The organism is Mesorhizobium sp. CO1-1-8, from assembly GCF_020164875.1.
Classification (GTDB): Bacteria; Pseudomonadota; Alphaproteobacteria; order Rhizobiales; family Rhizobiaceae; genus Mesorhizobium.
Genome location: NZ_JAIUGZ010000005.1, coordinates 227,050 through 240,009 on the forward strand (window position 1 = coordinate 227,050; position 12,960 = coordinate 240,009).

Genomic DNA, 12,960 nt, shown 5'->3' on the forward strand with positions numbered 1-12,960 from the left:
CTGGGGGTTTCGGGTGTTCCAACCCTGATGAACGAGCCGGGAAAGGAAGCGCCGATGAATTTTCTCGATGAGGTGCCGGCAATCCGCCGTCTCGAGACCAGCCGCGACGACCTTTTCGCCATCGATGTTGTCGGGCACGTTTCCGCGGCCGACGGTGAAAATCTTTTCGGGCTGCTGGAGGCAGCCTATGCCCTCCATCCGCGCGTCGATGTGCTGGTGCGCCTCGTCGACCACGATGGCGTCGACTGGGCCGACATCGCGGACGAGACCCTGAAGCAGGGCGCCATCCATGCATTGGAACATGTCGGCCGTTGCGCAACCATCGGCGAACCGGACTGGATAGCGGACGCACATCGCTTTCTGCCGTCCTCACCGCCCATCGAAATCAGGCATTTCAAGGCGGAGGACGAGGCTGCCGCCTGGCAGTGGCTTGCCGCACAGCCTATCGGGGCAACAGCATCCGGCGCCCCTACCTGACGATCGTCAGCCGCTCGGCCGCCCGCGTGATGGCAGTGTAGAGCCATCGCTGGCGGGTTTCCTTGAAGGCCCAGCTTTCATCGAACAGCACGATCTCGTTCCACTGCGAGCCCTGCGCCTTGTGCACGGTCAGCGCGTAGCCATAGTCGAAATCGTCGAAGCGCTTCTTTTGCTGCCAGGGGATATCGGCGTCCGGATCCTCGAAGGCCGCCTTGAGCAGCTTGATCTTGGCGACACCGCGATCCGGATCGTCCTCTTCCGGCGACACCAGAAGGTTGATGCCGGGCTTCACCGTCTCGCGCGACGAAGTCATCACCTTCCAAAGCGAGCCGTTGAGCAGGCCCTTTGCCGGATCGTTGCGCAGGCAGACCAGCTTGTCGCCGGCCTGCGGATAATCGGCGTTGAAGCCCTTGAGCTCGCGCAGCCGCTGATTGTAGCGGCGCCGCGTGCGGTTGGTGCCGACCAGCACCTGGTCCGCCTTGAGCACCAGCTCCTGGGTAACGTCTTCCTTGCCGATCACCTGCGCCGTGCCATAGTCGCCACGCATGAATTCACGGCCCTCGCGCACATCGAGCGCCAGCCGCAGGATCGGGTTGTCGCGCGCCTGCCGGTGGATTTCGGTGAGCAGAAAATCCGGCTCGTGGTCGGTGAAGAAGCCGCCACCCGAGATTGGCGGCAACTGGCCTGGGTCGCCGAGCACCAGGATCGGCGTGCCGAAACTCATCAGGTCGCGGCCGAGCTGCTCGTCGACCATCGAACATTCGTCGATGACGACCAGCTTGGCCCGCGATATAGGGCTTTGACGGTTGAGCGAAAAGGTCGGCGACATCGAGGTCTTGCCGGTGACCTCGTCCGATACCGATTCCTCGCCCTTCGGCCGATAGATCAGCGAATGGATGGTCCGCGCATTGACCGCGCCCTTGGAACGCAGAACTTGCGCCGCCTTGCCGGTGAAGGCGGCGAACTGCACCTGGCCGTCGACATGTTCGGCGAAATAGCGCGCCAGCGTCGTCTTGCCGGTGCCGGCATAGCCGAACAGCCGAAAAAGCTGCGGCTGGCCGGTCTTCAGCCAGCGGGCGACGGCTTGCAACGCCTCGTCCTGTTGGGGAGAGAATTCCATCAGCGCGAGAGACCGGATTCGCAAGGGAAAGACAAGACAGCTGCCACCACCATCGATGCGTCGGGACGCTTCAGCGCCGCCGACGGGTCAGGCTATCAGGCACGGACAAGAACGTAAAGGGAACAGACAAACCCACCCCACACCTTTATCGGATCTGCCGGGGATCGTTCTCCAGCAAGATCGGCTTGCCGTGCGGGGTGGCGTGTGCGGCGCGCTCCCAGGCTTCAGCCATCGCGTCGACATCGGCTCTGGCTGCCAGCCCTTTTGAAACAAGCAGGCTTTCCAGTGCCGCCAGCCAATGCTCGTAATAGTCATGGCCGTCAGCCGCGGCACCCGGTTTTTTCACCTGCGCCGACAGCGCCTGCGCCCATTCGCTCCACGAAAACAGGCCCTTGTCGTGCAGCGCCACCGTCATGGCGAAGGCTTCGGCCTGCCATGGTTCGGCGAAAACAGCGGCATCGACGCCCGGCGGCAAATCGGCCATGTCCGAGTCACGCCGGCTCAAGATAGCTCTCCCAGGCATCGATCGACACGGTCAGCGTCGGGTCGGCCCCCTCGCCCCAGATTTCCGGCCCTTCGAAAACCACCGTGTAGACCCATTGGGGGTTTTCGCCGTGGCCATGCGCGTTCGAGTCGGGGAACACGAACCCATCGCGCACGGCCTCGATTCTACCCAGCTTGCCGCGTGCGTAGCGCGGCAGCCGCGTGTGGCCGGTCGGGTTGAGGTTCTTGGTCCGCACGGGATCGCCGGCCTTGAACCGCGCCGCTTGCGCCACCGGCCGGTCGCAAGGGCTGCCCTTGGCCAGCACTGCGGGCACGTTCTCCGCCTTCAGCACCCTCTTGGGGGTCGCTGCTGGATCGGCTGCCTTGCCTGCTTCGAGATCGCGCTCGCTGACGAAGCCATGGCGCTTCAACAGCTCCTCCAGTGCCTTGATCCATATCTGGTAGTAGCTCGATGAATAGTAGACAGCCGGATGCAGTGATTCGCGTGCATGCCGGCTCTCGTCGATATTCCACGCCCCCATGGCGCCAGCGGTGAGTGTCACACCGAGCGCCCGCCTTTCCCACGCGGCATGGAAATACGGCTCGTCCTTTTCGGGCGCGACGGGGCCGAACCCCATCTGTCCGCCGAGATCGTGCGGCCCGTTCATGCCGGCTGCCTCGCCAGGCCGGTCCCGATCATCGCATCGCGGCTGACCAGCTCCGCCAGCCGCTCCTCGCCCCAGCCCTCGGTATTTTCGGGCCGCATCGGCACGACGAGATAGCGCAGCTCGGCAGTGGAATCCCAGACGCGAATTTTCCTGTCCGCCGGCAGCGTCAGCCCGAACTCCTCCAGCACGCCGCGCGGATCGATCACCGCGCGCGAACGATAGGGCGGCGCCTTATACCAGACAGGCGGCAGGCCGAGCACCGACCAAGGATAGCAGGAGCACAGCGTACAGACGACGAGATTATGGGTGTCCTGCGTGTTGAACACCGCCTGCATGTGCTCGCCCTGGCGGCCGGTATAGCCAAGCGATGCGATCGCCGCCGTCGCGTCGCGCTTCAGCCAGTCGGCAAAGGCAGGATCGCTCCAGGCCTTGGCCACTACCCTGGCACCGTTGCGCGGGCCGATCTTCGTCTCATAGGTATCGACGATGACGTCGATCGCGCTCGGATCGATCAGCCCCTTCTGGGTGAGAATGGTTTCCAGCGCGCGCACGCGGGCGGCAAACGGATCGAGTTCGTTGTCGTGGTCATGATCATGGGACATGACTGCAAAATACGTTTCCGATCATGGCGCCGCAAGCACCACGGCTTGGGCCAACGGCATATGGCGTCGGTTGCCTCTATTCGGCCGCCGCCCGTTGCGGTTCGGGCAGCATGTCTTCCCTGGCCTTGAACAGTGAGGGCTGGTCAACATCATCGGCCGGGCCCGGCTCGCCCTTGCGCTTCGACCAAAGCCCGACCAGCCAGCCCGAGAAATTCTCCATGTAGACATAGATCACCGGCGTCACGAACAGCGTCAGTGCCTGTGAAGCCAGCAGGCCGCCGACAACGGCAACGCCCAGCGGCTGGCGCAGTTCGGCGCTGGCGCCGGTGCCGAGCGCAATCGGGAATGTGCCCATCAGTGCCGCCAGCGTCGTCATCATGATCGGCCTGAACCGCATCAGGCAGGCCTTGTGGATCGACTCGGTCGCGGACATGCCTTCTCGTCGCAGTTCAAGCGCGACGTCGACCATCATGATACCATTCTTCTTGACGATGCCGATCAGCATCAGGATGCCGATCACCGCGATGACCGACAGATCCATGCCGGCGAAGCGCAGCGCAACGACCGCTCCGAGCACGGCCGACGGCAGGCCAGTGAGGATGGTCAGCGGGTGGATGAAGCTCTCGTAGAGAATGCCGAGCACGATATAGATAGTCAGGATCGCGCCGCCGACCAGAAAACCCTGGTTGGCAAGAGAATCCTGGAAGGTCTTGGCCGTGCCGGCGAAGCTGGTCGAGATCACCGTCGGCATGCCGATCTGCTCCTTCAGCGCATTGATGCGCGTCACGCTGTCGCCCAGCGCCACGCCCTGCGGCAGATTGTAGGAGATGGTCACGGCTGGAAGCTGGCCGAGCTGGTTGACAGTCAGGGCGCCGGCCGTGCGATCGACCCGGGCGAAGGCGCCGAGCGGAACAAGACTGCCGCTCGCCGTCCTCATCTGGATGGCCAGCATCCGCTCGGGCGACCACTCGATCTTGGGATCGAGCTCGGTGATGACTTCGTAGCTGTCGGCCGAACCGAAGATTGTCGAAACCTGGTCGGTACCGAACCCGCCATAAAGGGCGGAGCGCAACGTGTCGGTGTCGATACCGAGCTGGGCGGCCTTGTCGCGATCCACCACCAGCGTCGCCTGCAGCGCATTGTTCTGAAGATCGCTGGTGACGTCGGTGAAGTTCGCATGGTCGGCCGCCATCGCGTCGTTCAGTTTCTGCGCCCAGATATCGGTCAGGCCGGTATCAAGCCCCTGAACCACGAGCTGGTAGGCGCTGGCCGACGACCGCGACCCGAGCCTCAGGTTCTGCACCGGCTGCATGTAGGTCTCGATACCCGCCACGCCGGCCAGTTGCTTGCGCAGATCCGAAAGCACCTTCTCGATATCGGGGCGCTGGTCCTTGCCCTTGAGCTGGACGAAAAGCTGCCCCTGGTTGAGCGCATTGTTGCCGCTGCCCGCCGACCACGCCACATGGTCGACATAGGGCGAATGCGAGAAGACGCTGGCGACCTGTCCTTGCAGCCTGGACATGGCGTCGAAAGAGATGTCCTGACGTGCGATGGTGGTCACCGATATCTGGCCGATGTCCTCCTGCGGGAAGAAACCCTTCGGCGAAGTCTGGATCAGCCACGCCGACGCTGCCGCGGTGCCGACGAAGACGAGGAACACCAGGAAGGTATGCCGTAGGCAGAAGCTCAAGACCCTGTCGTAGCCGCGTGTGACGAGGTCCTGCTTGTGGCCGGGGCCATGCTTGTCGCGGTCGGCCTTGGTCACCGACAGCAGCCGTGAGCACAGCATCGGCGTCAGCGTCAGCGACACGAACATCGACGCCAGGATGGCGACCGTCACCACGACGGCGAACTCGTTGAAGATGCGTCCGATCACGCCGCCCATCAAAAGCACCGGGATGAACACCGCGACCAGCGAGATCGAGATCGAGATGATGGTGAAGCCGATTTCGCGCGCGCCCTTCAGCGATGCATCGAAGGCCGACAGCCCATCCTCCTCCATATGGCGGAAAATGTTTTCCAGCATCACGATGGCATCGTCGACGACGAGGCCCACGGCGAGCGTCAGGCCCATCAGCGAGATGTTGTCGATGGAAAAGCCGAACAGGAACATCGCACCGAGCGTGGCGATCAGCGAGATCGGCACCGCCACGGCCGGAATGATGGTCGCCGTCACCCGGCGCAGGAACACGAAGATCACCATGATCACCAGGGCAATGGTGAGCAGCAGCGTGAACTGCACGTCGCTGACGGCCTGGCGGATCGAACTGGACCGATCGTTAAGCAGCTTGATGTCGGCGGCGGCCGGCATCTGGTCCTTGAAGGACGGCAGCATCGCCTTGACCTTGTCGACGACGTCGACAGTGTTGGCGTCGGGCTGGCGCTGCACGGCCATGATGATCGCGCGGGTGCCATCGTACCAGCTAGCCGTCGTCGTGGTCTGCACCGAATCGACGACGCGGGTCACCTCGCCCAGCCGTACCGGGTGACCGTTTTTGGTGGCGATGATGATGTTGGAGAAACCGGCGGCGTCGGTCAGCTGCGTGTTGGCGGTGATGGTGAGCTGCTGCTTGTCGTTCTGCAGCACGCCGAGCGGCGTGTTGCTGTTGGCCGAGGCAACCGCGGCCTGCAACTGATCGATCGAGATGCCGCGCGCCGCAAGCGCAGTCGGGTCGATCTGGATGCGCACCGCGTATTTCTGTTGGCCGAAGATCGAGACCTGCGCCACGCCGTCGATGGTCGACAGCGACGGCGAGATGACGTTTTCCGCGAAAGCATCGAGATCGGTCAGCGGAACCGTGTCGCTGACCAGTGACATCAAAAGGATCGGCGCGTCGGCCGGATTGACCTTGCGATAGCTTGGTGGCGACGTCATCTGCGGCGGCAATGATTTCTGCGTGCGCGCGATCGCCGCCTGAACGTCGGCGGCTGCCGCGTCGATGTCCCGGTTGAGCACGAACTGGATGGCGATCGAGGTTTGGCCAAGCGAGTTGGTGGTCGAAATGGAATCGATGCCGGCGATGGTGGCGAACTGCTTGATCAGTGGCGTCGCCACAGATGTGGCCATGGTTTCCGGCGAGGCGCCAGGCAGCGAGGCCGAGACGTTGACCACAGGAAATTCAGCGCTCGGCAGTGCCGCCACCGGCAGGAACTTGTAGGCGAACAACCCGCCCAGCACGAGGGCGAACGACATCAGAAGGGTGGCGACCGGCCTGCGAATACAGAATTCGGAAATCATTGGGCAGCCTCGCCAGCGTTGGTCGCCTCGGCCACCTTGGGCGCGGCGGCACTCGCCGTGGCCTTGCCTTCATGCACCGCAGCGCCGTCCTTCAGTCGTGTCTGGCCTTCAGTGACAACCTTCTCACCGCTTTTCAGCCCCTGGCTGATGGCGCTGTTGTCGCCTTCGGTCAGCGCCACCTGCACCGGCCGCATCTCGACCGTGTTGTCCGGCTTGACCACATAGACGAACGGCCCCTTCTGGCTTGGCTGCACCGCGACGGTAGGAACCGATGTCATCTGCGGCATGATGCCGGCGTCGAGCACGACATTCACATACTGGCCGGGCCATAGCGAAAGATCTGCGTTGGGAATGCTTGCCCGCGTCGCGATGGTGCCCGACGCGGTGTCGACGCTGGAGTCCACGAAATCGAGCGTACCCTTGCCGATCGGCGTCGGGTCGCCATCCTTGGTCAGCGTCACCGCGCCCTGCTGCGGATTGGCAAGCGCCTTGTGCAGCAGCGCAAGGTTGCTCTCGGGAAGGTTGAAGTTGACCTGCAGCGGGTCCATCTGGGTGATGGTCACCAGCGGGGTCGCCGTACTGCTGTTGCCATTGCTGACGGTGACGAGATCGCCGACGGCGACGCTGACAGCACCCAGCCTGCCGGAAATCGGCGCCGTGATCGTGGCGAAGCCAAGCTGGACATTGTCGGCGTCGATTGTCGCCTTGTCGGCATCGACAGTCGCCGCGGCAGCTTTCTGCGCAGCGACGGCCTGGTCGTAGGTCTGCTGCGTGCCGGCCTGCTTGGCGACCAGATCCTTGGCGCGCTGGAGATCGGACTGCGAGCTGGCGAGCATCGCCTGATCCTTGGCGAGCGCTGCCTGATCCTTGGCAAGCTGCGCCTTCAGCGCCCGGTCATCGAGCGAAAACAAAACGTCGCCGACCCTGACCATCTGCCCGTCCTTGACGTCGATGGACACGATCTGGCTGGACACCCGCGCGTTGATGTTTACGACGGCGGGAGAGGAAACGAAGCCGATGGCGTAGCGCCGGATCGGGAAATCGGCTGTCGAGGCGACGGCCGAAAGGATGGAGGCCGAGCGCGCCGCGCTGGAGTCTTTTTTGGCGGAAGCCGCTGTCGGTTTGTCCGATACAGCCACCTGCTTTGCGCCAACGAGTTGTTGAACCTTGCCCAGCGCATCAGGCGAAAGATAGAGCCACCCGGCCGCACCCAGGCAGGCGACGGCCAGCAACGAAAGAACGACTTTTCCACGCATGGTCAAAGGCCCTCTCCACCCGACACGTCGTGGTCCGATGGATCTATTCTAGCGCAAATCACGGCCCGTTGCCGCGATTTCGCCGAATAGATAGGACACGCCTTTGTCGGAAAAGGGCCAAAAGGCGGCATTACGAAGATTTAATGTGCACTGCACAATGGATGTGCAACACGGCCTGGCTCCCGATCCGGACGAGTCCGGATCCCGTCTCCCGACGATCAGATGATGCGCCCGGGCCTATTTAAGCATCGGCCAAAGCGTCGCCGCCAGCAGCACGCCCATGGCGATGTTGAACCATTTCAGCCGCACTGGATCCGACAGGAAACCGCGCAACGCGGTGCCGAACCCCGCCCACACCGAGACGCTCGGCAAATTGACGATGGTGAACGCCACAGCGATCAACACCACCGACAGGAACGGGTGCTCGGCATTGGCATAGACGGCCATGGCGGTGATCGCCATCACCCACGCCTTGGGATTGACCCACTGGAATGCGGCTGCCTCGATGAACCGCATAGGACGCGCCTTCGTCTCGCCCTTGCCGGTCAGCGTGCGCGACATGGCGATCTTCCAGGCGAGGTACAGAAGATAGGCCCCGCCGGCGATCTTGAGCGCGGTATGCAGCGCCGGAAACGCCGTCAACACAGCGCCGAGGCCAAGACCGACGGCAAGCAGCAGCACGAGGAAACCCATGCTGATGCCCACCATGTGCGGAACGGTTCTGACGATGCCGAAATTCACTCCCGATGCCAGAAGCATGAGATTGTTCGGCCCCGGCGTGATCGAGGTCACGAAGGCGTAGACAAGCAGGGCAAGGAAAGCGTCGAGCGACATGGATATCCTCCCTCTGACAAGTCAGCACCTGAAGCCTCACTATGGAAACTGGCCGGCGCGTTCGGTGCCAGTCCCGCCGAAGTCCTACATCGCCTGCGGACCGCGGTTCAATGCGGCCACGCCGGTGCGGCAGATCTCGACCAGGCCGAGCGGCTTCATGATGGCGATGAACTGGTCGATCTTGGAGCCCTTGCCGGTGATCTCGAAGATGAAATGCTCGGTGTTGGCGTCGATGACGCTGGCGCGGAACGCATCGGCCAGCCGCAACGCCTCGACGCGGGCCTCGCCGGTGCCGGCGACCTTGACCAGCGCCAGTTCGCGCTCCAGCGGCCGCTCCTGGCCGGATTCATGCGAGCGCACGGTCAGGTCGACGACGCGGTGAACCGGCACGATGCGCTCGAGCTGGTGTTTGATCTGCTCCAGCACATGCGGCGTGCCGCGCGTCACGATGGTGATGCGCGACAGGTGTTTTTCATGCTCGGTCTCGGAGACGGTCAGGCTCTCGATGTTGTAGCCGCGCCCGGAAAACAGGCCGATGACCCGGGCAAGCACGCCCGGCTCATTGTCGACCAGCACGGAGAGCGTGTGGTTTTCCGGCTTTTCCGTCTCCTTGGCGATGAAATAGGCAGAGCCGGTCGGTTGTAGCTGTGCGTTCATGACATCAATCTCGTTTTCAAGCTCTTGAGCTAATTCTCTGTTTGCGCAGGGCTTTCTCGCGATACCCTGCCTTTCTTCTGCCGGCTACACCAGTTCCCTGCCCTTGGCATCGATGGCGTTGGCCACCGCCTCGTCGGTCGCCTCGTCGGGCAACAGCATCTCGTTGTGCGCCTTGCCCGACGGGATCATCGGGAAGCAGTTGGCGAGCGTCGCCACGCGGCAATCGAACAGCACCGGCTTCTTGACCGAGATCATCTCCTTGATCGCGTCGTCCAGTTCGTCAGGCTTCTCGCAGCGAATGCCGTGGCCACCATAGGCCTCGGCCAGCTTGACGAAGTCCGGCATCGCCTCCGTGTAGGAATGCGACAGCCGGTTGCCGTGCAGCAGCTGCTGCCACTGCCGCACCATGCCCATATACTGGTTGTTGAGGATGAAAATCTTGATCGGTGCATTGTGCTGCACGGCAGCGCTCATCTCCTGCATCGTCATCTGCACCGAAGCGTCGCCGGCGATGTCGATGACCAGCGCGTCCGGATGCGCGATCTGCACGCCGAGTGCCGCCGGCAGGCCGTAGCCCATCGTGCCCAGCCCGCCCGACGTCATCCAGCGGTTCGGCTTCTCGAAATGATAATGCTGCGCCGCCCACATCTGGTGCTGGCCGACCTCGGTGGTGATGTAGGTGTCCATGCCCTTGGTCAGTTCGTAGAGCCGCTCGATGGCGTATTGCGGCATGATCACGTCGTTGTTCATCTTGTAGGCGAGCGAGTCGCGCGCACGCCATTTGGCGATCTGCTCCCACCAGGGGTAGAGCGCCTTCTTGTCGGCCTTGGCGCCCGCCCGCCACAGCCGCACCATATCCTCCAGCACCCGGCCGACATCGCCGATGATCGGCACTTCGGTGTGGACGTTCTTGTTGATCGACGACGGATCGATGTCGATGTGGATCTTCTTCGAGTTCGGCGAGAATGCAGTGAGCCTGCCGGTGATGCGGTCGTCGAAACGCGCGCCGATGCAGATCATCACGTCGCAATCATGCATGGCCATGTTGGCTTCATAGGTGCCGTGCATGCCGAGCATGCCCATCCAGTTCTTGCCCGATGCCGGATAGGCACCCAGGCCCATCAGCGTCGAGGTGATCGGGAACCCGGTGAGATCGACCAGTTCGCGCAGCAGATGGCTCGCCTCCGGACCGGAATTGATGACGCCGCCGCCGCTGTAGATGATCGGCTTCCTGGCTCCCGCCATCAGCTCGACCGCCGCCTTGATCTTTTCCAGGTCGCCCTGGACCTTGGGCTGGTAGCTGGTGCGCGGCGCGATCTGCGGCGGGACATAGAATCCCTTGGCGAACTGCACGTCCTTCGGGATATCGACGACGACCGGACCGGGGCGGCCGGTGGTCGCGACATGGAAGGCCTCGTGGATGGTGGCGGCGAGCTCGTTGACGTCCTTCACCAGCCAGTTGTGCTTGGTGCAGGGGCGCGTGATGCCGACCGTATCGCACTCCTGAAAAGCGTCGGAGCCGATCAGCGAGGTCGGCACCTGCCCGGTCAGGCAGACCAGCGGGATCGAATCCATCAGCGCGTCCTGCAGCGGCGTCACCGCATTGGTGGCGCCAGGACCCGACGTCACCAGCATCACGCCCGCCTTGCCGGTCGAGCGCGCATAGCCTTCCGCGGCATGGCCGGCACCCTGCTCATGGCGCACCAGGATGTGCTCGACCTCGTCCTGCTGGAATATCTCGTCATAGATCGGAAGGACAGCGCCGCCGGGATAGCCGAAAACATGCTTGACGCCATTGTCCTTCAGCGCCTGCACCACCATTTCGGCGCCCGTCATCTCTCGCCGCTCGTTCTGTCCGTTGCTCATCGGTCTGGTCCCGTACTGTCGCCATTGGGCGTTTGCTGGTCGTTTAGTCGTGTTTCAGGCAATAAAAAAGGCCCCCGAGGGAGCCTGTGTCTTGCGCATGGGGGGTTTTTGCCCGGCGGTTACACCGCCTTGCCCACGCGCTTTCCTACGAGAATGAGTGCCGTTTTCATGGTGGCGGACACTAAGGGCGGGAAAGGCGGCCTGTCAACGGGAAAAATCGCGCCGGCACACCCGCATGCCGGCGCGATTGCGGCGATCAGCCCGGCGCCTTGCAGCGGGAAACACGCGGATCGCATTTGGACACCTTCCTGGCCTGCATCTTCGCTGGCGGATGGTGAGGTGCCATCCTTGCCGGGCCATGGTGCTGGGGCATGTGCATTGCCAACGCCTGCTGATGCGGCTTTTGTTGCCCTGCACGGCGTGCTGGACGCTGCCCCGAAACCGGCTTGGCCGGACCCGGCTTGGCCGACGTTTTGACAACGATACGTCCATCGCCCGCGGTCCTGTCGGCATGCGGCTTGACCCCATCGGCCTTCGCGCCGTTGCCGGCGGCCATCCGCTTGCGCACGGCGTCGCCAGGCTTCACGACGACCGGATTGCTGGCAGCCACCGCGCCCGGATAAATGGCCTTGCCGCCGCTCGCAGTCTTGGGGCCCGCCACGATTTGCCCGTTCCCGGTTGCATTGCCGACCAGCTTCTTGATCTCCGCGCCCCTGGAAGCATCGAGCCGTGCACTGGCAAACACGCCTTTGGGCGGAGGAACCAGTCTTGCCGCCTTGATCGATTCGATGACGGGCTTCGGGAATTGCTGCAGCCGGGGTCCGGCATTGATTGCAACCACCTGATTGCCAAGCCGCACATGCGGCGCATTGTTGACCACGACCGTCTGGTTGATGATCGTCGTGTTGCGCACGATGACGACGTTCTCTTGAACCGGCCGCACCACCCTGACCAGATCGACCGCGCCGATCGCCGCCACAGGCACGAAACACCACCAGGCGTCGTCGAAGGCGACACCGACGTCGGGCGGCGCCGGAGCCCAGCCTACATCATTGCCACCCTGGCGCCAGACCACCCAGGCCGGCGCCCATTGATCGCCTGATATCCATACCCAGCCGAAATCCGGATCATACGCCCAGCGGCCATAGTGATAGACGACATCGCCGAATGGCTCGGTGGATTGCCAGTACCAGCCGTCGTCGGTCCAGACCCACCTGCCTTCAGTGTAGGGCCGCCATTCGGCACGGACCGAGGGAACCCAGACATCGCCGAAGCGGCTGGAGGTTCGCCATCCGCCATAGTTCGAAAGCCTTTCGCGAACGGTGACGGAAATTTCCGCCGCATGCGCCTGCGTTCCGGGCAGCACCAGCGGGCCGGTCAGGGTCGCGCTCAAGGCCATGATCGCGGCCATTGCTGCAGCACGCCCACGCCGGCTGAGAGAGTGACGTGAAGACGCTTCGATAAAGGGTATGATGATCATAACGGGCTCCAGAGTTCCGCATCCAGAAAATCCGGGAACCGCCCTGTTGCCCGCCACCGGTTCCCGGCTTCTCACCGATCGGTTGTCATCGGCCTCGGTGACCGCATTGCGGCATTTGCCCATCAATTTTGCGCGACCGGCGCGGTATTCACAAATGGGACGTTCGTTTCCGGCGCCCGGGCGATTCCGAAACCGCCTGGCGATCCCATTTCGAGGATAGACGATTGAAATCGCTGGAAACTATGGTGGGGCGTGACGAGGGCCGCCATCTCTGGCGAT

At 63.2% G+C, this 12,960-nt stretch carries 11 protein-coding genes; 1 reads left to right on the forward strand and 10 read right to left on the reverse strand.

The window, feature by feature from the left end; translation table 11 throughout:
• The first annotated feature begins 54 nt into the window (after positions 1–54).
• Positions 55–477, forward strand: coding sequence for an STAS/SEC14 domain-containing protein (locus tag LB558_RS12680; protein ID WP_224697859.1), 423 nt, complete (start codon positions 55–57; stop codon positions 475–477).
• Here LB558_RS12680 and LB558_RS12685 read toward each other — a convergent pair.
• The 10 genes from LB558_RS12685 to LB558_RS12730 form a co-directional block, all read right to left on the reverse strand.
• Positions 470–1,597, reverse strand: coding sequence for an ATP-dependent DNA helicase (locus LB558_RS12685; protein WP_127260782.1), 1,128 nt, complete (start codon positions 1,595–1,597; stop codon positions 470–472). The genes LB558_RS12680 and LB558_RS12685 overlap by 8 nt on opposite strands.
• 145 nt (positions 1,598–1,742) lie before the next feature.
• On the reverse strand, positions 1,743–2,081 hold the full coding sequence (locus LB558_RS12690) for a nitrile hydratase accessory protein (RefSeq protein WP_412033466.1): 339 nt from the start codon (positions 2,079–2,081) through the stop codon (positions 1,743–1,745).
• A gap of 7 nt (positions 2,082–2,088) precedes the next feature.
• Positions 2,089–2,748: a nitrile hydratase subunit beta gene (gene nthB, locus LB558_RS12695; RefSeq protein ID WP_224697861.1), complete on the reverse strand. Its 660-nt coding sequence runs from the start codon at positions 2,746–2,748 to the stop codon at positions 2,089–2,091.
• Positions 2,745–3,350, reverse strand: a complete 606-nt coding sequence (gene nthA / locus LB558_RS12700) for a nitrile hydratase subunit alpha (RefSeq protein WP_224697862.1) — start codon at positions 3,348–3,350, stop codon at positions 2,745–2,747. The genes nthB and nthA overlap by 4 nt, the downstream gene beginning before the upstream one ends.
• A 76-nt stretch (positions 3,351–3,426) precedes the next feature.
• Positions 3,427–6,588 carry an efflux RND transporter permease subunit gene (locus LB558_RS12705; protein WP_224697863.1) on the reverse strand — a complete coding sequence of 1,054 codons (3,162 nt, stop codon included), beginning with the start codon at positions 6,586–6,588 and terminating at the stop codon, positions 3,427–3,429.
• Positions 6,585–7,844: an efflux RND transporter periplasmic adaptor subunit gene (locus LB558_RS12710; protein WP_224697864.1), complete on the reverse strand. Its 1,260-nt coding sequence runs from the start codon at positions 7,842–7,844 to the stop codon at positions 6,585–6,587. Before LB558_RS12710 ends, LB558_RS12705 begins: the two co-directional genes overlap by 4 nt.
• Positions 7,845–8,081: 237 nt before the next feature.
• Positions 8,082–8,678, reverse strand: coding sequence for a LysE family translocator (locus LB558_RS12715; protein WP_224697865.1), 597 nt, complete (start codon positions 8,676–8,678; stop codon positions 8,082–8,084).
• Positions 8,679–8,762: 84 nt separating this feature from the next.
• The gene (ilvN, locus tag LB558_RS12720; protein ID WP_023757090.1) at positions 8,763–9,335 is read right to left on the reverse strand and encodes an acetolactate synthase small subunit; all 573 of its coding nucleotides are present in this window, start codon (positions 9,333–9,335) and stop codon (positions 8,763–8,765) included.
• An 84-nt stretch (positions 9,336–9,419) separates the two neighbouring features.
• Positions 9,420–11,201, reverse strand: a complete 1,782-nt coding sequence (locus LB558_RS12725) for an acetolactate synthase 3 large subunit (RefSeq protein ID WP_224697866.1) — start codon at positions 11,199–11,201, stop codon at positions 9,420–9,422.
• A gap of 256 nt (positions 11,202–11,457) precedes the next feature.
• A complete protein-coding gene (locus tag LB558_RS12730; RefSeq protein WP_224697867.1) occupies positions 11,458–12,681 on the reverse strand; it encodes a DUF6600 domain-containing protein in 1,224 nt (407 codons plus the stop codon).
• Between the last annotated feature and the right edge of the window lie 279 nt (positions 12,682–12,960).

What these genes read in the sequence shown, in the direction of transcription:
- LB558_RS12680 (WP_224697859.1), top strand. Translation starts at nt 55, where the DNA reads ATGAATTTTCTCGATGAGGTGCCGGCAATCCGCCGTCTCGAGACCAGC.
- LB558_RS12685 (WP_127260782.1), bottom strand. Translation starts at nt 1,597, where the DNA reads ATGGAATTCTCTCCCCAACAGGACGAGGCGTTGCAAGCCGTCGCCCGC.
- LB558_RS12690 (WP_412033466.1), bottom strand. Translation starts at nt 2,081, where the DNA reads ATGGCCGATTTGCCGCCGGGCGTCGATGCCGCTGTTTTCGCCGAACCA.
- nthB (WP_224697861.1), bottom strand. Translation starts at nt 2,748, where the DNA reads ATGAACGGGCCGCACGATCTCGGCGGACAGATGGGGTTCGGCCCCGTC.
- nthA (WP_224697862.1), bottom strand. Translation starts at nt 3,350, where the DNA reads ATGTCCCATGATCATGACCACGACAACGAACTCGATCCGTTTGCCGCC.
- LB558_RS12705 (WP_224697863.1), bottom strand. Translation starts at nt 6,588, where the DNA reads ATGATTTCCGAATTCTGTATTCGCAGGCCGGTCGCCACCCTTCTGATG.
- LB558_RS12710 (WP_224697864.1), bottom strand. Translation starts at nt 7,844, where the DNA reads ATGCGTGGAAAAGTCGTTCTTTCGTTGCTGGCCGTCGCCTGCCTGGGT.
- LB558_RS12715 (WP_224697865.1), bottom strand. Translation starts at nt 8,678, where the DNA reads ATGTCGCTCGACGCTTTCCTTGCCCTGCTTGTCTACGCCTTCGTGACC.
- ilvN (WP_023757090.1), bottom strand. Translation starts at nt 9,335, where the DNA reads ATGAACGCACAGCTACAACCGACCGGCTCTGCCTATTTCATCGCCAAG.
- LB558_RS12725 (WP_224697866.1), bottom strand. Translation starts at nt 11,201, where the DNA reads ATGAGCAACGGACAGAACGAGCGGCGAGAGATGACGGGCGCCGAAATG.
- LB558_RS12730 (WP_224697867.1), bottom strand. Translation starts at nt 12,681, where the DNA reads ATGATCATCATACCCTTTATCGAAGCGTCTTCACGTCACTCTCTCAGC.